General features: G+C 65.5%; 23 protein-coding genes and 1 tRNA gene. 13 read left to right on the top strand and 11 right to left on the bottom strand.

From position 1 onward, the window contains the following. Positions 1–10 precede the first annotated feature (10 nt). The 5 genes from IVA78_RS16625 to IVA78_RS16605 all read right to left on the bottom strand — a co-directional run bounded on the left by IVA78_RS16625 (position 11) and on the right by IVA78_RS16605 (position 2931). On the bottom strand, positions 11–412 hold the full coding sequence (locus IVA78_RS16625) for an SRPBCC family protein (RefSeq protein ID WP_247281818.1): 402 nt from the start codon (positions 410–412) through the stop codon (positions 11–13). Positions 413–656: 244 nt separating this feature from the next. Further along, positions 657–1016: a VOC family protein gene (locus tag IVA78_RS16620; protein WP_247281817.1), complete on the bottom strand. Its 360-nt coding sequence runs from the start codon at positions 1014–1016 to the stop codon at positions 657–659. 108 nt (positions 1017–1124) lie between these two features. Next, positions 1125–1403: a hypothetical protein gene (locus IVA78_RS16615; protein WP_247281816.1), complete on the bottom strand. Its 279-nt coding sequence runs from the start codon at positions 1401–1403 to the stop codon at positions 1125–1127. A gap of 100 nt (positions 1404–1503) precedes the next feature. Then, positions 1504–2343 carry an AraC family transcriptional regulator gene (locus IVA78_RS16610; protein WP_247281815.1) on the bottom strand — a complete coding sequence of 280 codons (840 nt, stop codon included), beginning with the start codon at positions 2341–2343 and terminating at the stop codon, positions 1504–1506. Between the two features lie 9 nt (positions 2344–2352). Then, entirely contained in the window at positions 2353–2931 is a 579-nt protein-coding gene (locus tag IVA78_RS16605) for a methylated-DNA--[protein]-cysteine S-methyltransferase (RefSeq protein ID WP_247450657.1), read from the bottom strand. 171 nt (positions 2932–3102) lie between these two features. On the opposite strand from IVA78_RS16605, the gene IVA78_RS16600 reads away from it, so the two are divergent. After that, positions 3103–3176, top strand: a tRNA-Gly gene (locus IVA78_RS16600). 4 nt (positions 3177–3180) lie between these two features. On the opposite strand, the gene IVA78_RS16595 is transcribed toward IVA78_RS16600, so the two are convergent. Beyond that, complete coding sequence (locus tag IVA78_RS16595; protein WP_247281814.1) at positions 3181–4173, bottom strand: alpha/beta hydrolase; 993 nt, start codon at positions 4171–4173, stop codon at positions 3181–3183. Positions 4174–4349: 176 nt separating this feature from the next. Between IVA78_RS16595 and IVA78_RS16590 the strand changes: the two genes are divergently transcribed. After that, positions 4350–4931: an XRE family transcriptional regulator gene (locus IVA78_RS16590; RefSeq protein ID WP_247281813.1), complete on the top strand. Its 582-nt coding sequence runs from the start codon at positions 4350–4352 to the stop codon at positions 4929–4931. A 42-nt stretch (positions 4932–4973) separates the two neighbouring features. After that, positions 4974–5438 carry a GNAT family N-acetyltransferase gene (locus IVA78_RS16585; RefSeq protein WP_247281812.1) on the top strand — a complete coding sequence of 155 codons (465 nt, stop codon included), beginning with the start codon at positions 4974–4976 and terminating at the stop codon, positions 5436–5438. Between the two features lie 55 nt (positions 5439–5493). On the opposite strand, the gene IVA78_RS16580 is transcribed toward IVA78_RS16585, so the two are convergent. Next, positions 5494–6024: a DUF1003 domain-containing protein gene (locus IVA78_RS16580; protein ID WP_247281811.1), complete on the bottom strand. Its 531-nt coding sequence runs from the start codon at positions 6022–6024 to the stop codon at positions 5494–5496. A 109-nt stretch (positions 6025–6133) separates the two neighbouring features. On the opposite strand from IVA78_RS16580, the gene IVA78_RS16575 reads away from it, so the two are divergent. The 8 genes from IVA78_RS16575 (at position 6134) to IVA78_RS16540 (ending at position 14849) form a co-directional block, all read left to right on the top strand. Next, positions 6134–7177: a LacI family DNA-binding transcriptional regulator gene (locus tag IVA78_RS16575; protein ID WP_247281810.1), complete on the top strand. Its 1044-nt coding sequence runs from the start codon at positions 6134–6136 to the stop codon at positions 7175–7177. Positions 7178–7259: 82 nt separating this feature from the next. Beyond that, positions 7260–8714 (top strand): xylulokinase, encoded by a 1455-nt coding sequence (gene xylB / locus IVA78_RS16570; RefSeq protein ID WP_247281809.1) that lies wholly within the window; start codon positions 7260–7262, stop codon positions 8712–8714. Then, positions 8715–10037 (top strand): xylose isomerase, encoded by a 1323-nt coding sequence (gene xylA / locus IVA78_RS16565; protein ID WP_247281808.1) that lies wholly within the window; start codon positions 8715–8717, stop codon positions 10035–10037. A 12-nt stretch (positions 10038–10049) separates the two neighbouring features. Further along, the gene (locus IVA78_RS16560; protein ID WP_247281807.1) at positions 10050–10808 is read left to right on the top strand and encodes an ATP-binding cassette domain-containing protein; all 759 of its coding nucleotides are present in this window, start codon (positions 10050–10052) and stop codon (positions 10806–10808) included. Further along, positions 10808–11890, top strand: a complete 1083-nt coding sequence (locus IVA78_RS16555) for an ABC transporter permease (RefSeq protein WP_247281806.1) — start codon at positions 10808–10810, stop codon at positions 11888–11890. Before IVA78_RS16560 ends, IVA78_RS16555 begins: the two co-directional genes overlap by 1 nt. Positions 11891–11985: 95 nt before the next feature. Next, positions 11986–12918: a sugar-binding protein gene (locus tag IVA78_RS16550; protein WP_247281805.1), complete on the top strand. Its 933-nt coding sequence runs from the start codon at positions 11986–11988 to the stop codon at positions 12916–12918. 107 nt (positions 12919–13025) lie between these two features. After that, positions 13026–14003 carry an aldo/keto reductase gene (locus IVA78_RS16545; protein WP_247281804.1) on the top strand — a complete coding sequence of 326 codons (978 nt, stop codon included), beginning with the start codon at positions 13026–13028 and terminating at the stop codon, positions 14001–14003. 3 nt (positions 14004–14006) lie between these two features. Next, positions 14007–14849 carry an amidohydrolase family protein gene (locus IVA78_RS16540; RefSeq protein ID WP_247281803.1) on the top strand — a complete coding sequence of 281 codons (843 nt, stop codon included), beginning with the start codon at positions 14007–14009 and terminating at the stop codon, positions 14847–14849. 198 nt (positions 14850–15047) lie between these two features. Here IVA78_RS16540 and IVA78_RS16535 read toward each other — a convergent pair whose 3' ends face one another. The 4 genes from IVA78_RS16535 to IVA78_RS16520 form a co-directional block, all read right to left on the bottom strand. After that, entirely contained in the window at positions 15048–15413 is a 366-nt protein-coding gene (locus tag IVA78_RS16535; protein WP_247281802.1) for a nuclear transport factor 2 family protein, read from the bottom strand. 110 nt (positions 15414–15523) lie between these two features. Then, positions 15524–15874 carry a RidA family protein gene (locus tag IVA78_RS16530; protein ID WP_027575148.1) on the bottom strand — a complete coding sequence of 117 codons (351 nt, stop codon included), beginning with the start codon at positions 15872–15874 and terminating at the stop codon, positions 15524–15526. A gap of 131 nt (positions 15875–16005) precedes the next feature. After that, positions 16006–16923: a PHB depolymerase family esterase gene (locus IVA78_RS16525; protein WP_247281801.1), complete on the bottom strand. Its 918-nt coding sequence runs from the start codon at positions 16921–16923 to the stop codon at positions 16006–16008. Between the two features lie 3 nt (positions 16924–16926). Further along, positions 16927–18585 (bottom strand): FAD-binding dehydrogenase, encoded by a 1659-nt coding sequence (locus IVA78_RS16520; protein WP_247281800.1) that lies wholly within the window; start codon positions 18583–18585, stop codon positions 16927–16929. A gap of 264 nt (positions 18586–18849) precedes the next feature. On the opposite strand from IVA78_RS16520, the gene IVA78_RS16515 reads away from it, so the two are divergent. Then, entirely contained in the window at positions 18850–19320 is a 471-nt protein-coding gene (locus tag IVA78_RS16515) for a hypothetical protein (RefSeq protein ID WP_247281799.1), read from the top strand. Between the two features lie 194 nt (positions 19321–19514). Continuing rightward, entirely contained in the window at positions 19515–19709 is a 195-nt protein-coding gene (locus tag IVA78_RS16510) for a hypothetical protein (RefSeq protein ID WP_346275304.1), read from the top strand. Positions 19710–19711: the final 2 nt, after the last annotated feature.

Genomic DNA, 19711 nt, shown 5'->3' with positions numbered 1-19711 from the left:
GTGAGAAAGGTCACGCCGCGGCGGGCGGAAAAGCCCTGTGCAACGCGATCACGGCTTCGCTGGTCTGTCCCTGAACATAGGATGCAAGCTCGTTCGGCAACATGTCGATGGTCCAGACCAGGCGGCACCGCGTCTCGTCCTCGGCGATCACCTGCACGCAGGCGCTGTAGTGCTTCAGCCGCTCGTTGTTGATCGCATAGACCAGCCGTCGTCGCGCGTCGTCGCAATCGACCAGCACCTCGCGTGCCACCGAACCGTTGGCAAAGGTGACGATGCGCGCATCGCCGTCGAGGTTGCAGGCGGTGACGAAGCCCGGCACCAGCCGCTGATGCAGCGCGCCGAAGTCGCGCACCGCGTCCCAGACGTCGCGCGCGGAGGCGGGAAGGGGAATGTCATTGTGGATGGAGGCCATGGGGATTCCTATAATGTGGAGAGGCGGGCGATAGGGCCGTCATCTCAGGTGTCATCGCCCGACTTGATCGGGCGAACCAGTATTCCAGAGATCGACGTGATAGGATCGAGAAGCCGCGGCGTACGGGATGCCCGGTCCCGGCTTCGCCAAGGCTACGCCGGGGCCTCAAGGGTGCTCGGCCGCCGAAGCTTTAGCGAAGGCGGCAAGCCGGGGCATGACGGCTTGTAGCGAGGCGCGAGCACGCTCACGCACAAACCGCCTCGACATTGTTGCCATCAGGGTCGATCAAAAACGCCGCATAATAGGTCGGGCTGTAATCCTTGCGCGGCCCGGCGCCGCCATTGTCGCGACCGCCGTTCTTCAGGCCTTCGCTGTGGAACGCCTTGACCGCGTCGTGACCCTTGGCGCGAAACGCGATATGCGCGCCGTCGGCCCTGCGTCCCTTGTTGAGGTGCAGCCACAGCGCCGGCTCGCCCGTCGGCCCGAAGCCGGCATAGCCGTCGCCGCTCGAGCACAGGACATAGCCGAGCGGCGCCAGCACTGCTGTGTAGAAGCGCGTGGCGGCATCGAGGTCGGCAACGCGCAATCCGATGTGGTCGTACATGATCGTCTCCATTGCAGAAGCGCGCCGCTTGATGGCGCGCGCCGGAGACGAACCTAGTCAGTTGAGGGCAAGCTGCTCTTGGAGAATCTTGCTCTCCGCCCGTGCTAGCTAGATCGGGTAGCGCCATTTCAAGGCGCGGCGCAGCAGCAGGATTATTATGAACAGAACAACCACGATCAACCAATAGGCCCATGGAATCGTCCCCTCGTGCCCAAGATGAGCCATGTAAAGGGAGAGGCCGAGCAACGTCATGGTGAGCGCCGCGGTTGACCAGTACAGCGGTGATCGCGCCATACCGGTTGCGGCATATTCGTCCGCCTTCTCATGCGCACGCCTCATGCGGTAGTAGGCGAAGGCGCCGATGCCGATGATCAGGATCCATTCCACGTTGCGTCTCGCGGCACGCTTCGGTCGGACTTTATCGCGGTGCACGGGAGGCGATCTATTCCGCCGCGTCTGGTCAAGGAAGGCTTAGCGCTGAGCCCCATCAGTTCACAGCCAGTCTTTCGTCGAGAATCTTGCGCTGTCCCTTCGAGGCCTGCCGGAACTTGGTCGGCGAGACGCCCGCGGCGCGATGGAAGGTGCGGACGAAGTTGGAGAGATCGCCAAAGCCGACGTCATAGGCGATGTCGGTGACCGCGGTATCGTCCTCGGTGAGCAGCCGCGCGGCGTGTCGCAGGCGCGAGCGCACCAGATATTGATGCGGGGTGACACCGAGCACGGCCGAGAACAGCCGCAGGAAATGGAACGGGCTGAGGCCGGCCTGCTTTGCTGCCTGCTCGAGGTCGAGCTCGGCATGCGAATTGTCGTCGATCCACAGCGCGGCTTCCACCGCGCGGCGGCGGTCGCGCGCAGTGGGCCGCGCCGGCTTGCGCGCCTTGCCCGAGACGACCTCAATGAAGCGGCCGGCCAGGATTTGGCCAACCTCGTCGAGGCCGAGATCGCTGTTGCCATCTGCCGCCGTCTGGGCCAGCTCGCCCAGCACCATCAGTTCGGGCAGCGGCGACGTCGCGCCGACCTGCCAGACCTCGCGGCGTCCCCCGAGCGCGTCGACCAGATCTTCACTGAGGAAAAAGGACAGGCAGACGTCGCCGCACACGTGCTCATGCGTGCAGGTGTATTCCTCGCCGGGGGCGCCGACCAGCATCGAGCCCGCCACCAGTTCGAAGAAGCCGGCGCGGCAATGGCAGCCGAAGCTGCCGGAGCGGACGTAGGCGATGGAATGGCCGGTGCGGCATTCCGCAAATGGCGTGTCCTCCGGTCCCGCATCGCAGCGAAATTCGGAGACCGTCAGCGATGGCGTCGTCAGCAGCGTGGTCGCTTCCATGCCGCCTATCTAGGTAGGCGCGCGTGGCGGGGCAACCGGCAGCAGCACCTCGAACAGCGTCTTGCTGGCGATGGGATGGGCGCCCTCGAGCGCCAGCAGCCGTCGCTTGGAGATCACGCCGGCGTAGGGCGAGAGTCGGTCGGTGTAATTGCCGGCCTCCAGCACCCGGTGGCAGGGGACGATCAGCATGTAGGGATTTTTTGCGATCGCCTGCGCCACCGAATGCGCGGCACCGGAGGCGCCAAGCGCCTTCGCAACCTCGTGATAAGTGCGCGTGTCCCCGCGCGGAATGGTGCAGGCGTATTCGTAGACGCGCCGGTTGAAGGCGGGCACGCCGCCGGCGTCCAGGCTGACGTCGGAAAAATCGGGGTCGCTGCCCTGCAGCAGGCCCACGATGCCCTCGATTGCAAGCTCGGCGTTTTTGGACGGCCGTTGCTCACGCGCCTCGGGATGGACCGCAAAAATCCGGCGGCGGGTGTCGATCTCCCGCGCCTCCGGCAATTGCACCGCGACCACGCCGGTGCTGCTCCAGACGATGCCGCAGCGCCCTATGGCCGTGTCGAAGATCGCGTAACCACGCCCCACGATGCACACGCCCCACTCAGTGCACGTCTCCCCAGACACGAAATCATAACACCGCCACAATCCGGCGCACCTGGAATCTTGCCAAACCGTTAAGAAGCGTCAGGTTGCCTGCGCCAAAGCGCTTGGCTCGCGGCGCCGTCTCGGCTAATCAGGGGGTGCGCGAAGCACGCGTGCGCGGGCGTAGTTCAATGGTAGAACGGCAGCTTCCCAAGCTGCATACGAGGGTTCGATTCCCTTCGCCCGCTCCAAGCTTCAGTTCGGCAGGCTTCGCAGGAATTCGACGATCGCCGCGTTCACCTCCGCCGGCCGCTCCTGCTGCGTCCAATGTCCGCAGCCCGGCAGCATCTTGATCTCGCGTAGCTGCGGCACCCATTGTCTCATGTTGGCGAGATGCTCGGCGGCACCGGGGAAGGCAATGACCATGTCACGGTCGCCGGCGATGAAGAGTGAGGGCACGGTCACCTTCACCCCCTCGAAGGCCGCCATCAGCTCCCAGTTGCGATCGATGTTACGGTAATAGTTGAGCGGCCCGCGAAACCCGCTGCGGGCAAATTCGGCGCCGTAATGATCGAGGTCGGCGACGCTCAGCCATGAGGGCAGCGGCACCTGCACCTTCGGCAACATGCCATCCTTGCGCGAGACCATCCCGATGCCGACGGTCCTGCCGGCGCGCTCGGCATTGGCGCGGATCGCCGCCGCCCCTTCGCCGGAACCGCCGAAGAGCATGGCGCCGAGCGTAGCGCGCGGATCCCGTTCGAACTCCGCTTCGGCGACACCGGGCTCCTGAAAGTACAACTGATAGAACTGCGCATCCGCTGTCCGCGGCATGACGCTGGTCGGCCGCACGGGACTGCGCGGGCGATAGGGTACGCTGAGAATGGCAGCGGCGCGGAAGCGATCGGGACGCAGGCGCGCCGTGTGCCAGGCAATTGTCGCACCCCAATCATGCCCGACGATCACGGCGTCCTTCGCCTCGAACGCGTCGAGCACGCCGACGAGATCGCCGACCATGTGCAAGATCGTATACTGGTCGATGGCTTCGGGCCGGTCGCTCTTGCCATAGCCGCGCATGTCGGGCGCAACAGCGCGGTAGCCGGCCGCTGCCAGCGCCTCGAGCTGGTGGCGCCAGGAGTACCAGCCTTCCGGAAAGCCGTGGCAGAGCAGCACCATTGGCCCCTCGCCCTGCTCGGCGATGTTGAGGCTGATACCGTTGGCCTTGATCGTCCGCTGCGTCGGCTCGCCCATGTCGCCTCCCGGTCCTGCTTATGGGAAGCATCCTAATCGGGTGTCCCGGCTGCGCAAAGGTTCTAATATATTGGACTGGCGCTCCCGGCATTCGCCTCTCGCCCGGCTTAGGTTGGTCGAGGCGGCATGCGGTCCTTGCGCCGGGCAACGCTTGGATGAAGGCCGGGGCTAAAAAAATGGACCAGCAGAAACTCGATCGTGCGGTCGGCCGCCGCCTGAAGACGCTGCGGACCCAGGCCGGCATGACGTTGAACGAACTGGCAACTCGGTCCGGCGTCAGCCGGGCCATGATCGGGCGGGTGGAGCGGGCGCAGAGCAGTGCGACGGCTGCGCTGCTCGGAAAACTCTGCGCAGCGCTCGACGTGTCGCTCAGCGATGTGGTCGCACTGGCCGAGAAGCCGCCCGAGCGGCTGGTGCGACTTGCCGATCAGCCGCATTGGCGCGATCCCGAGAGCGGCTATCGAAGGCGCCACGCCTCGCCAACCGATGCGGCGAGCGGGATCGAGATCATCGTCGTCGACCTGCCGGCCGGCGCGCGGGTGCCGTACAGTCCCTGGGGCCGCAACGCCTTCACCCAACAATTATTGATGCTGGAGGGAGCCATCGCCGTGCATATCGACGCCAAGGCGGTGCGGTTGCACGAGGGCGATTGTCTGGATTTCGACGTGATGCGCGCGGTGATTTTCGAGAACGAGACCCGGCAGGATGCGCGCTACGTCATCATCACGCGGCGCGGCGCTTCCTACGGCAAGATGTGAGGGCACCGATGCGATCCGAGACCCTGGAGTGAGGCCCTGACGATGCACATCCGCCCCGGCGACACCTTTGATCCCCGTGTCATCGCGCTGCTCGATCATCACGTCACGGCGGCGCGGGCGCAGACCGCGCCCGGTAGCGCCCATGCACTTGATCTCTCGGGTCTTCGTGCACCCGACATCGGATTCTGGACCGGCTGGGACGGCGAGACACTGGTCGCCACCGGCGCGCTGAAGACGCTTTCGGCCGACCACGGCGAGGTGAAGTCGATGCACACGCTGCAGACCACACGCCGGCGCGGCTTCGGCGGCCAGATGCTCCGCCACATCATCAGTGAAGCCCGCATGCGCGGCATGACGCGGCTCAGCCTGGAAACCGGCTCCTGGGGTTATTTCAAACCCGCGCACGCCCTCTATCAGGCCCACGGCTTCGTCGCCTGCGGTCCATTCGAAGGCTATGTCGAGGATCCCAACAGCCTGTTCCTGACGCTGGATCTGACCACCAGCTGAGCCTGCCGACTGGCGCAAGGTGCATGCAGCCGACTGGCGCAAGGTGCATGCAGCCTCAACTTCTTCGCGTCTCCTCGATCTTGTCGAGCACGCGTTCGGGGGCGATGTCCCGGGCCGCTTCCTCCAGATCGCGCTTCGAGTCAGGTTTGACGTCGAGCCGCTCGGCGACCTGCGTGAGCAGGCGGGCAACCTTGGTCAGTTCATGCTCGGCGAGCAGGCTGATCTGGAGGTCGAGATCGGCGCGCTTGTCCGCGGCCGCGGTCATGCGGTTCTGCGAAATCAGCACGAAGGTGGAGAGGAAAATCGCTTCCACCGAGGCGATCATCGCGAGCACCACAAAACTTTCGTCCCAGACCGGGATCCCCGGCAGCCAATTCAGATTGGCGATGATCCAGAAACCAAATATGGCCAGGTGGAGATAAACGAACGGCATGCTGCCGGTGAAGGCCGTGATCGCGTCGGCGAGTTTTTCCTGGTTCGTGGCAGCCCGCTGCTCCCCACGGCGACGCGCGACGAGCGCCTGGATGTTGCGCTCGAGCGTCGGGCTCAGGCCCTCGCCGGGATCATGGGTGATGTCGTTACGCACGCGGCGGCAACGGCCGAGTGGAGGACCTGTTCCTGGGAGGGCGGAGCCAAACCCCATCATTCCTCAAAATGAGTTGCGCACCTCAAAACACCTCTGCTAGCCTTCAGCCATGGCCGAGACGCTCACCCCAACTGCGCTGACGCTGAAGGATATCGCCCGCGAGGCCGGCGTCAGCCTCGCCACGGTCGACCGCGTCCTCCACAACCGCCCGGGCGTCCGCCCGGACACGGTCCGGCGCGTCAAGGCGGCGATCGAGCGCAATTCGTTCCAGCCGCACGTTGCGGCCGCCGAGCTCGCCCGCAGCCGCGCCCGGCGCTTCGCCTTCGTGATGCCGTCGGGCTCGAACCCGTTCATGCAGCAGATCGAAGCCTATCTCGGCGAAATGTCGGCCTGGCTGTCGGCCCGCCGCCTCAGCGTCGAGATGGTGCCGACCGACGTGTTCGACCCCTCCGCGCTCGCAGGCACGCTGGAGGCGCTATCGGGCGATTACGATGGCATCGCCGTGGTGGCGCTGGATCATCCGAGTGTTCGCGCCGCCATCAATGATCTCGTCGATGCCGGCGCCAAGGTGGTGACGCTGGTCTCGGACGTGCCGTCCTCGCGCCGCCATCATTATGTCGGCATCGACAACATCGCTGCGGGTCGCACCGCCGGCGCGCTGGTCGGGCGGCTGGTCGGCCAGAGGTCCGGCAAGGTCGCGATCGTCGCGGGCTCGCAGGGCCTGCGCGACCACGCCGAGCGCATCTTCGGCTTCAACCAGGTGATGGCGACGGAATTCCCCGGTCTCAGCGTGCTGCCGGTGCTGGAAGGGCGCGACGAGGACGAGCGTTCGGAGCAAGTATTGGCGCGGCTGTTCGGCAGGCATGCTGACATTGTCGGGCTTTATAACGTCGGCGCCGGCACGCAAGGCGTAGCCAAGGCTTTGACCGATGCCGGCCGCGAAAAGCAGGTGGTGTTCGTCGGGCACGACGTCACCGCGTTGACACGGCGGCTGCTGTTGCAGGGCGTGATGCATGCGGCGATCTCGCAGAACCCTGGCCATGAGGCGCGTGCCGCCGTGCGCGTTCTGCTCGCGCTCGCCCGCGGCGAGCCGATCTTGCGCGAACAGGAGAAGATCAGGATCGACATCGTGATGCGGGACAATCTGCCCTAGTGGCAGCTGGATTTCAAAATGGTCTGCAGCGGTGAATGCGACGTCAAGCTCGCGCACCGCGACAGGCAAAAGGGAGGATGGCGTGTATCTCGGACTAGACATCGGCACATCCGGTGTGAAAGCGGTGCTCGTGAGCGAAGCCGGCGCGATTGTCGCGACGGCCGCGCGCGAGCTTGCGCTGTCGCACCCGGCGCCGCTGTGGTCCGAGCAGGATCCGGACGCCTGGGTCGATGCGGCGATCGGCGCGGTGGACGATCTCGCCGCCCGCCATCCGCGCGAGGTCGCGCGGGTCGCCGGCATCGGGCTGTCGGGCCAGATGCATGGCGCGACGCTGCTTGGCGAGGATGGGCGGCCGCTGCGTTCCGCGATTCTCTGGAACGACGGCCGCTCGCACGCCGAATGCGCCATGCTGGAGCGGCGCTGTCCGTCGTTGCACGCGATCGCCGGCAATCTCGCCATGCCTGGCTTCACCGCGCCGAAGCTGCTCTGGGTGGCGCGGCATGAGCCAAAGATCTTCGATCGCGTCGCAAAGGTGCTGCTGCCCAAGGCCTATGTCCGCTATCGCCTCACCGGCGAAATGGTCGAGGACATGTCGGACGCCGCCGGCACGCTGTGGCTGGATGTTGGTCTGCGCCGCTGGTCGGCACTGTTGCTGCATGCCACCGGGCTCGATCTGCATCACATGCCGCGCCTCGTCGAGGGCAGCGAGGTGAGCGCGGTGCTCGCGTCGGAATACGCGCAGCGCTGGGGCATGACTGCGGATGTCGTGGTCGCCGGCGGCGCCGGCGACAATGCGGCGAGCGCGATCGGGCTTGGCGCGATCGCGCCGGGCAATGCTTTCCTGTCGCTGGGCACCTCGGGCGTGGTCTTCCGCGTCACCGACCGCTTCGCGCCGGCGCCGGCTTCGGCCGTGCATGCCTTCTGCCATGCGCTGCCCGGCCTCTGGCATCAGATGGGGGTGATGCTGTCGGCCGCGGCCTCGCTCGCCTGGCTGTCTGGCGTGATGGAGACTCCGGCCGCAGCGCTCTTGGCACCGCTCGGCGAGCGCGTCGACGGGCCCAGCCCCGTCTCCTTCCTGCCGTATCTCGATGGCGAGCGTACGCCGCACAACGATGCTACCGCGAGCGGGGCCTTTGTGGGCTTGCGCGGTGCGACCGGGCGGGCGCAGATCGTCCAGGCCGTGCTCGAAGGCGTCGCCTTTGCCGCGCGCGACAATCTGGCCGCGCTGAGCTCAGCGAGTGGGCCGCTTGCTGAGCTCGATCTGGTCGGCGGTGGCTCGCGCTCGCCGCTGTGGGCGCAGATCTGCGCCGACGTGCTCGGCATTCCCGTTCATCGCGTTGAGGAAGGCGAAGTGGGCGCCGCGCTCGGCGTTGCGCGGCTCGGCCGTATCGCCGCGACCGGCGAGGACCCCGCAGAGGTCTGCAAACCCCCGCGGCGGCTCGCGAGCTTCACACCCCGCCCATCCGTCACTGCGGCCTATGACGAGGCCTATCTGCGCTGGCGGGCGCTTTATCCTGCATTGAAGGAGACTGCCTGAGTGAACGCGTCAGCCAAATTCTTCGAGGCCAGCACGCCTGTCGCCTTTGCCGGCAAAGATGCGGACAACACGCTCGCCTTCCGCTGGTACGACAAGGACCGCCTCGTGCATGGCCGCCGGCTGGAGGACCACTTACGATTTGCGGTCTGCTATTGGCATTCGTTCTGCTGGCCGGGCGCAGACCCCTTCGGCGGCGAGACCTTCCTGCGGCCCTGGCACGACGGTACCGATGCGATGGCGCTGGCGCGGGCCAAGGCCGATGTTGCCTTCGAGCTGTTCCGCCTGCTGGACGTGCCGTTCTTCACCTTCCACGACGTCGATGCAGCGCCGGAAGGCGCCTCGCTTAGCGAGTCCGTCGCCAATCTCAACGCGATTGCCGATCTGTTCGAGGCGAAGATGGCTTCCGCGAAGGTCCGCCTGCTCTGGGGCACAGCCAATCTGTTCACGCATCGTCGCTACATGGCGGGCGCCGCGACCAATCCGGACCCCGATATCTTCACCTATGCCGCCGGCCAGGTCCGCGCCGCGCTGGAGGTGACGCACCGGCTCGGCGGCCAGAATTACGTGCTATGGGGCGGGCGCGAGGGCTACGAGACGCTGCTCAACACCGATCTCAAGCGCGAGCTTGACCAGCTCGGCCGCTTCGTCTCGCTGGTGGTCGAGCACAAGCACAGAATAGGCTTCAAGGGACCGATCCTGATCGAGCCCAAGCCGAAGGAGCCGACCAAGCATCAATACGATTTCGACGTCGCCACCTGTTACGGCTTCCTCGAGCGCTACGATCTCCTGAACGACGTCAAGCTCAACATCGAGCAGAACCACGCCATCCTCGCCGGTCACTCCTTCCATCACGAGGTTGCGCTCGCCGAGGCGCTCGGCGTGTTCGGCTCGCTCGACGTCAACCGCGGCGACGATCTGCTCGGCTGGGACACCGACCAGTTCGCGATGAACGTGCCGGAGCTCGCCTTGGTGTTCCACGAGATCCTGAGCCACGGTGGCTTCACCGCGGGCGGGCTCAATTTTGATGCCAAAATCAGACGTCAGTCGATCGATCCCGACGATCTGATCCACGCCCATGTCGGCTCGATGGATGCCTGCGCGCGCGCCTTCCTCGCCGCTGCCGACATGCTCGACGCCGGCGTGCTCACCACACCGCTTGCCAAGCGCTACGAAGGATGGGCCGGGCCCGAGGGCCAGGCCATTCTCGGCGGCCAGCGTTCGCTCGCCGATCTCGCCGACCGTGCGCTCGGCCCCGGCTTCGACCCGCAGCCGCGCTCGGGTCGGCAGGAATATCTGGAATCCCTGGTCAACCGACATGTCTGAGGAAGGCCGCTGATGACAAGCGCTGAAGCAACGCCGGTGCTCGAGCTGACTGGCATCGGCAAGGAGTTCGGCGCGATCCGGGCGCTGCATGAGGTCGACATGCAGGTGTTCCCGGGCGAGGTCGTCGGCCTGATGGGCGACAACGGCGCCGGTAAGTCGACGCTGGTCAAGATCATCGCCGGCAATTTCCGCCCCAGCCATGGCGAGATCCGCTTTGCCGGCAATGCGGTCCATTTCAGCCGACCGCTCGATGCCCGCACCGTCGGCATCGAGGTCGTCTACCAGGATCTCGCACTCGCCGACAATCTGACCGCCGCTGCCAACGTCTTCCTCGGCCGCGAGCTGAAGCGCACATTCGGACCCATTGCGTTGCTCGACCACAAGGCGATGGCGGCGCGGGCGCTGGAGCTGTTCGGCGAATTGCGCTCGGAGACCCGCCCCGATGATCTCGTCAAGCAAATGTCGGGCGGCCAGCGCCAGGCGGTCGCGATCGCGCGGACGCGGCTCTCCAATGCGCGGCTGGTGATGATGGATGAGCCGACGGCCGCGATTTCGGTCCGCCAGGTCGAGCAGGTGCTCGGCCTGATCCACCGGCTGAAGGAGCAGGGTGTCGCCGTGATGCTGATCTCGCACCGCATGCCCGACGTGTTCGCGGTGTGCGACCGCGTGGTCGTCATGCGCCGCGGCGAGAAGCGCGCCGACAAGCCGATCCACCAGACTTCGCCCGAGGAGGTCACCGCCCTGATCACCGGCGCGAAGGAGGCGGCGTGATGGCCATGCCCCTGGAATCTCCGATCAGCTTCACCAATGTCGGCCGGATCAGATGGTGGCAGCGCGGCATCTTCGCGTCACAGACCGGCTATGTCCTGCTCGCGCTGGCGGTGTTGCTGGTGATCATGCATTTCGCCAGCCCGTACTTCTTCACCGAAGGCAACATGCAGAACGTGGCGAAGAACTTTTCCTTCATCGCCATTGCCACGCTGGGCGTGACCTTCGTGATCATCACCGGCGGCATCGACCTCTCGGTCGGCTCGATGATGTGTTTCTCCGCCATGATCACCTCGATGGTGATGACCGAATTGTCGGCACCCGGCTCGCCGGCAGGCGCGCTGTTCGTGCACATGGCGGCCGACGGCAAGACCGTGCTCGCCAAGGTGCCAGGGCTGATCCTGCTGGTCTCGATCCTCGCCGGCCTCGGCGTCGCGCTGGTCGCCGGGCTCGTCAACGGCTTCTGCATCGCCGTGCTCGGTCTGTCGCCGTTCGTGACCACGCTCGGCATGCTCTCGATCGTACGCGGGCTCGGCTACGTCGTCTCCAACGGCCGTGGCAGTTTTCCGGGCGGACCGGATGCAGATTATTTCTATGCGCTCACCTCCGGCGACGTGCTCGGCGTGCCCGTGCCTTTCATCTATCTGGTGATCCTCGCGCTGGCGATGGCCGTGGTGCTGCACCATACCTCGTTCGGACGCCACGTCTTCGCGCTCGGTGGCAACGAGAAGGCGGCCGAGCTCACCGGCATTCCGGTGGTGCGGGTGAAGATCGAGGTCTACGTGATCTGCGCGCTCGCCGCGGGGCTCCAGGGCATCATCATCTCCGGCTGGCTTGGATCGGCGCCGGCCAACATGGCGACGTCCTACGAGCTCAACGTGATTGCGGCGGCCGTGATCGGTGGCGCCAATCTCGCCGGCGGCATCGGCGGTCCGTTGGGGGCCATCGTCGGCTGCGTGCTGCTGGAGGTGATCCGCAACGGCCTCGTGCTGGCGCAAGTCAGCTCCTACTGGCAGCAGACGCTGGTGGGCGTGATCATCATCCTGGCCGTGCTGGTCGATCGCATCCGATCGCGGATGATCTGACGTGACGTCGTTCCGGGGAGGCAACGAAAATGCCGCCTGTCCGCTTCCCGGACGAATCTGGAAAGGATGGGCGCAAGAGAAGGGTGGAGGAGACAATGAGGAAACTTCTTCTTGCCGGCATCACTGTTGCCATGATGGCAACGCCGGCGTTCGCTGCGAACTACCGCTTCGTCATCGTGCCCAAGGCGATGAACAATCCGTTCTTCGACTTCGCGCGCGACGGTTGCCTGAAGCGCGCCAAGGAGCTCGGCAACATCGAATGCATTTACAAGGGGCCGGTCGAGCACGAGCCGGCGACGCAAGCCCAGATCATCCAGGACTTCATCACGCAGAAGGTCGACGGTCTCGCCATCTCGGTCGCCGACGTCGCGGCCATGACCAAGTCGATCGAGGCGGCGACCGCGGCCGGCATCCCCGTCATCACCTTCGATGCCGATGCACCGGGCTCCAAGCGCATTGCCTATATCGGCACCAACAACAAGGAGTTCGGTGTCGCGCTCGGCAAGCAATTGCTGAAAATGCGGCCCGACGGCGGCAAATATGCGATGGTTTCGGGCGGTCCCGGCGCCAAGAACCTCGCCGAGCGCGTCGACGGCGTGCGCGAGGCGCTGAAGGGCTCGAAATGGACCGAAGTTGCGGGCTCGCCCACCTTCTGCAACGACGATCCCGCGCTCGCGGTCCAGCAGATGACCGACATGCGCACCGCAACGCCCGATCTCGCCGCCATCGTTCCCATCGGCGGCTGGCCGATGTTCGCTCCTGAAGGCTTCAAGGCCTTCGCCTCCAGGAACAAGAAGGACATCGACTCCGGCAAGTTCACCCTGGTGGTCGCCGATACGCTCAAGATGCAGCTTGAGCTCCTGCGCGACGGCTATGCCAATGCGCTGGTCGGCCAGCGTCCGTTCGAGATGGGCGAGAAGGCGATGGACACGCTGCTCGCCATCAAGAAGGGCGAGAAGGTGCCGGAGATCGTCTACACCGGTCTCGATCTCGTGACCAAGGACAACGTTGCACAGATGTTGAAGTAGGAGCGCCGCCAGCCCCGCGCTCCTGCGTGCCTCCCCCGCTTGCGGTTTCCGCGAGCGGGGGAGATGATTTGCGCCGCTGGAAGGACGACTCCTGGAAGGCAATGGAAATGAAACGGTCGCGCCTCGGCTCTCTCGACGTCACCTCGATCGGCCTCGGCTCCGCCCCGCTCGGCGGATTGTTCGCACCCGTCAGCGACGCCGATGCGCAAGCGACGGTCGCGCGTGCCTGGTCGCTCGGAATCCGCTTCTTCGACACCGCGCCGCTTTACGGCTTTGGCCTGGCCGAGCGGCGGCTCGGCGCGTTCCTGCGGCAGCAGCCGCGTGAATCCTATGCGATCTCGACCAAGGTCGGGCGTCTTTTGCGCGCGCCCGAGGGCGCCGCCGCCGAGGACGAGCACTACAAGGGCACGCCGCGTGAGCGGCCGGTGTTCGATTTCAGCCATGACGGCGTGATGCGCTCGGTGGAGGAAAGCCTCGCCAGGCTCGGGCTCGATCGCATCGACGTCCTGCTCGTGCATGATGCCGACGACCACTATGACGATGCCGTCACCGGTGCCTTCCGCGCGCTGCAGCGCCTGCGCGAGGACGGCACGGTCAAGGCGATCGGCGCCGGCATGAACCAGTCGGAAATGCTGGTCCGCTTTGCCGACGCCGTGCCGGTTGACTGCTTCCTGCTCGCCGGCCGCTACACGCTGCTCGACCAGGGCGCGCTGGATGCGCTATTTCCGGCCTGCCAGGCCAGGAACATCGGCATCCTGCTCGGCGGCGTCTACAACAGCGGCATCTTGGCCAATCCGCACACGAGCGCGAAGTTCAATTATCAGGATGCTGACGCGGCGCTTGTCGCGCGTGCGCTGGAACTCGACGCGCTCTGTCACGAGCACGGCACCGAGCTAAAGGCCGCAGCGCTGCAGTTCTGCATGGCCCACCCGGCCGTGACGGTCACGGTGATGGGCGCGCGCAATGCTGCGGAGGCGGCCGAGAACATCGCGATGTCGGAGGCGGCGGTGCCGCAGGCCTTCTGGCAGGAGCTGCGCGCGCAAAACCTCGTCGATGCGCGGGCGCCGCTGCCGGGCGGAGCGTGAGCCATGATCATCGACGGTCACCAGCATTTCTGGGATCCGGCGCGTGCCGACTATCCCTGGATGGACGCGGACGAGCTCACACCGATCCGCCGCGCCTTCGGCCCTGGCGATCTTGCGCCATTGCTGAAGGCAAACGGCATCGATGCGAGCATTCTGGTGCAGTGCCGCTCCGCGCTGGAGGAGACCGAGGAGTTCCTGCGCATCGCGCATGCGACGCCCTCTGTCATCGGTGTCGTTGGCTGGGCTGATCTGACGGACGGGGCGCTTGACGAAACGCTCGATCGATTGCGCGCTGCGCCCGGTGGGGACAAGCTGGTGGGCATTCGTCACCAGGTCCACGATGAAGCCGATCCGGATTGGTTACTCCGCGAAGACGTCCAGCGCGGCCTCACCGCGGTGTTTGCCCGCGATCTCACCTACGACTTCCTCGTCCGCACCCGCGAGTTGCCGGTTGCGATCGCGACCGCGCAGGCCTTCCCGCAAGCGCGCTTCGTGCTCGACCACGCCGCCAAGCCGCCGATCGCCGATGGCGCAAGCGACGAATGGGCCGATGGCATCGCGGCGCTCGCTGCTTGCGGCAATGTCTGGTGCAAGATTTCGGGCTTGGCGACGGAAGCAGTCTGGAGCGATTGGAATGCGGAGCGTCTGTTTCCGTTCGTTCAGCATGCCGCGACATGCTTTGGCGAGGATCGGCTGATCTTCGGCTCGGACTGGCCGGTGTGTCTGCTTGCGGGGAGCTACGGCGAGATCAAGGATGCGCTGGAGGCGTGCCTGGTGAGGCTGGGCGCACACGTGCGCGAGAAGGCGTTCGGTGTGAATGCGAAGGCTGCGTATCGGTTGGCTTGACTGTTCAGTCGAGGGTTGCACTCTTTCCCTCTCCCCTTGTGGGAGAGGGTGGCTCGCCGCGTAGCGGCGAGACGGGCGAGGGGTATCTCTCCGCGCACGACCCTCAAGCAGCAAGGATCGCGGAAGCAACCCCTCATCCGGCGCTTCGCGCCACCTTCTCCCACAAGGGGAGAAGGAAGAAAGCAGCGTGCCCGCCCTTCACGCGCCCGCTGGCACCTGATCCAGAAATCCCGTCACGCTCCTGATCCGGCCCTCCTTTAGCACGGCAAAATCCGTTCCCTTGATCGGGCTGTCGACGCCGTCAGGACCAAGTCCCCACGAGAAGCGCACATGGTCGCCGTAGCCGTTGGGCTCGCCGATCAGCTTGAAGGTGAAATCGGGAAAGCGCTGCTGCACGCCTGCGATCAGCGCGTGGATCCCGTCCTGGCCGTCGCCCTTCATCAGGGGATCGACATAGCTCGCATCCGCTGTCCAGTTTTGGCTGAGCAGTTCGCGCCGGCGGCCGGCGGCGCGTTCGTTCCAGAGCTCGATGTAGCGGCAGGCGATGGTGTTGGGATCGGTCATGATGTTCTCCTTCGACAGTGCCGTGTTGGCTGACCGTAACTATCGAAGGAATGCGCGCGCCGATCGATTACCTCGGAGGTCATCGGCGCACGCATAATCTCATGCAGGCGTCACTTCGCCGCGGTCACCATGATCTCTACGGTGTATTGCGGCGCCGCCAGCTTGGCTTCGACGGTGGCGCGGGCCGGCGTGTTGCCAGGCGAGACCCAGGCGTCCCACACCGCGTTCATCTCGCCGAACGTTTTCATGTCGGTGATGTAGATCGTGGCCGAGAGCAGCTTCGATTTGTCGGTGCCGGCCTTGGCGAGGTGGCCGTCGATGGTCGCCAGGATGTCCTGGGTCTGCTTCGTCACGCTTTCGCCGGCAGCCTTGTTCGCGACGACACCGGCGAGATAGACGGTGTTGCCGTGCACGACGACCTGGCTCATGCGCGGGCCGGTTTCAAAACGCTGAATGCTCATTTGGGATCTCCTGGTGGAAGGGCGGCCCTGTCTAGCCCAGCGATTCGCGCTGTGCCAGCCCAGGCACGCATGCGTTGCCAGGCGCGCATGCCTTGCCAGACACGCATGCGCTGCCTGCGGCGATGCGCCGCTCAGCGAAACTGGCTGAAGAAAGCCCAGATCGTCTCGGCGCCGTCGATGTCACTGTTCTGTGGCCCGAGCAGGCCGGTCGCGACCTTCGGGAAACGCGCGTCAGGTGCAAATCCGGGCATGCGATGGCCGCCTCGATTGACGCGATAGAGCACGACGTCGTGTCCGGCCGGGCAACGTGAGGAAATCCGCGTCACGGTGGATTGGTCGGTGGGACTTCTGTCGGGCAGGTCGGCTTCGGTCAACTCATCCGCGTCGCAGCCATTGAGCTTGCGCCAGAACGCCAGCGTCTCGTCGGTCGACCAGAACCCGTCTGCGGCATAATAGCCCGATCCGCGTCCACCTTCATAGGGCACCAGCGGGTCGGCCGTGCCGTTCATGATCAGAATCGGCAGCGGCCGGGACGGATGGCACGTGACAGCAGCCTCGTCGGTGAGATTCATGATCACGCTCGCAGCTGCCGCGAGCAGATCGGCGCGGGCGCAAGCCAGCGTCATCGCCATGGCGCCGCCGTTGGAGATGCCGGTCACGTAGACACGCTTTGCATCGGCGGTGCCGTCGGCCACCAGCTTCTCGATAAGTTTTGCGATGAACGCGACGTCATCGGTGCCCTCGGGTGGACCGCGGAGCGCGGGTCCCGCCTTGGTCCTCGCATCGGCCCAGGCGTGGTTGAGTCCGTCCGGAAAGACAACGGCGAGGCCCTCGCGCCTGGCAAGCTGCGGCCACGCCGTCCGCGCGACCATGTCGGCACCGCGCTGGGTCTTGCCATGCAACACGACGACTAGCGGCGCAGGCTTTTTCGCCGGCAGCTGCGCGGTGTAGGAGCGCTTCACGCCGTTGACGTCAACCGTATCGGCAGACGCCGCCGTGACGGCGGTGAGGGCCACGAGGAACGCCCCGATATGCATCCACCGCCGCATGATCTAGCCCACCGCCTTCGCCGCGGAGCGGCCGGCATTGCGCCCGGAGAACAGGCAGCCGCCGAGGAAGGTGCCCTCCAGCGAGCGGTAGCCGTGCACGCCGCCGCCGCCGAAGCCGGCGGCTTCGCCGACCGCATAAAGGCCGGGAATGACGCTGCCGTCCTCACCGAACACGCGCGACTCGAGATCGGTCTCGAAGCCGCCCAGCGTCTTGCGGGTGAGGATGTTGAGCTTCACCGCGATCAGCGGTCCATGCGCGGGATCCAGAATTCTGTGCGGGGAGGCGGTACGGATCAGCTTGTCGCCGATATAGCGGCGCGCATTGTGGATGTTCATCACCTGCGCATCCTTGACGTAAGGATTGGCGATCTCTCGGTCGCGCGCTTCGATCTGCATCCTGATGTGCTCGAGCCTGACGAGGTCGCTGCCGGCAAGCTCGTTCATGGCCGCAACGAGCTCATCGAGCTTGTCGCGCACGATGAAGTCGACACCGTGGCTTTTGAACGCCTCCACCGGCCCCGGCGCGCCTTTGTTGGTGGCGCGGCGCAAGGTCATGCGCCAGCTCTTGCCGGTGAGGTCGGGGTTCTGCTCCGAGCCCGACAGCGCAAATTCCTTGTTGATGATGCTCTGCGTCAGGATGAACCAGGAATAATCATAGCCCGTCGACATGATGTATTTGAGCTGGCCGAGCGTGTCGGAGCCCGGGAATAGCGGCGCCGGCAGCCGCGTGCCCGTGGCGTCGAACCACATCGAGGACGGGCCGGGCAGGATGCGGATGCCGTGGCGCGGCCAGATGGGTGACCAGTTCTGGATGCCCTCGACGTAATGCCACATGCGGTCGCGATTGATCAGCCGCGCGCCAGCCTTCTCCGTGATGCCGATCATGCGGCCGTCGACATGCTCGGGCACGCCCGAGATCATGAATTTCGGCGGCTCGCCGAGCCGCTTCGGCCAGTTCTGCCGCACCAGCTCATGATTGCCGCCGATGCCGCCGGAGGCGACGATCACCGCTTGCGCCTTCAGCGAGAACTCGCCGACGGCGTTGCGTGACGAGCTCTTGCCCCGCTCGATCGTATCGGGGGCGAGAACGGCGCCGCTGACGCCATCCACCGTGCCGTTGGTGATGGAGAGCGCATCGACGCGATGGCGGAACCGAAAGCTCAGCCGGGCGCTTTGGGCGGCTTCGCGCGCGCGGCGCTCGAATGGTTCGACGATGCCGGGGCCGGTGCCCCAAGTGACGTGGAAGCGCGGCACCGAATTACCATGGCCCATTGCATCGTAGCCGCCGCGCTCGGCCCAGCCCACCACGGGGAAGATGCGATGGCCCATCGCCCGCAGCCAGCCGCGCTTCTCGCCGGCCGCGAACCCCACATAGGCCTCGGCCCATTGCCGCGGCCAGAAGTCCTCGTCGCGGTCGAAGCCGGCGGCGCCGATCCAGTCCTGGAGCGCGAGCTCGTAGGAGTCCTTGATGCCAAGTCGGCGCTGCTCCGGCGAATCGACCAGGAACAACCCGCCGAACGACCAGAACGCCTGGCCGCCGAGCGACTGTTCGCCCTCCTGGTCGACCACGATGACGCGCTTGCCCGCGTCCGCAATCTCCGTTGCGGCCACCAGTCCGGATAGTCCGGCGCCGACGACGATGACGTCCGTCTCTTCAATCATGTGTCTCCCCCTCCTCGGGTTCCCCCTGTAGTTGTCCGGATTGAAGCCAGCGGTTGCAACTGAGATCAAGGGTGTGGCCGGTAAGACATCATTAACTTGTTCCACTTTGGGATAGAGACCAGCCGAGTGCAGCGCGGACGCAACACTGGATTTGAATTTGTTTTGAGCAAGCCGGCGTGCCTAGACAAAACCGCAGACTCGACCGACGCTAGCCGTGCATCACCACCTGACACGCAGATTCGAATACGACTGGGGCGGGGGACAATGAAGGTTCTGACGGGGTTGCTTGCGGCGATTCTGCTGATCGCCGGCATGGGGGCTTCTCACGCGGTGGTTCGAATTGCGGATGACCGCGGCGGCAGGATCGGAACCTACGTCGACAAATACCAGGGCCTGCGGCAATCAGGCGAAACCGTCATCATCGACGGCCTCTGCGCGTCCGCCTGCACCATCGTGCTCGGCGCCATCCCACGCGACCGGATCTGCGTGACCTCGCACGCAACGCTCGGCTTCCATGCGGCGTGGGATTTCGGCAGCAACGGCCGCGCCATCACCAATCCAGAAGCTACCCAGATGCTCTATGCGATGTATCCCTCGCAGGTGAAGCGCTGGATCGCGCAGCGCGGCGGCCTCACCCCGCACATGCTCTTCCTGAGGGGCAAACAGCTCCAGGCCATGTACAAGCCCTGCTACCTGGACGCGCAAGCCTCGACCAACAAGCCATCATCAAGGTAGGCCCAACCCCTCCAGTTTTGGCAAACTTGCACCACGATTGAGGTGCTCTCCCGCTTGGCTTGCGGGAGTGGCGACCCTGCGACAAGCTCGCGCTGCTACACGCTTATCGTGATCTCTGCCCCACCCCTGCGCTTGCCGGGTCCCGCGTCAGCGCCTATTTGAAAGGCAGGGAACCCTTCGCCCCGATCATGACCATGGTTCAACCACTGCACCCGGTCCATCCAGTATCGGACAATTCGCCCAATGCCGGCCGGATGCCGTCCGTGCTGCTGTGGGTGGGCGCGGGTCTCGGCGCGCTCGTCGTGGTCGCCGCCCTCACGCTCTGGTTTCACTACGGCACCCAGGTGTTCTTCGAAATGATCAGGACCGGTTTCACCGCCTGCTTCTGATC

It is taken from the genome of Bradyrhizobium sp. 137 (genome assembly GCF_023074095.1).
GTDB lineage: Bacteria > Pseudomonadota > Alphaproteobacteria > Rhizobiales > Xanthobacteraceae > Bradyrhizobium.
Note: the sequence above shows the minus strand (reverse complement) of the source record. Positions and strands in the feature narration are given on the sequence as shown.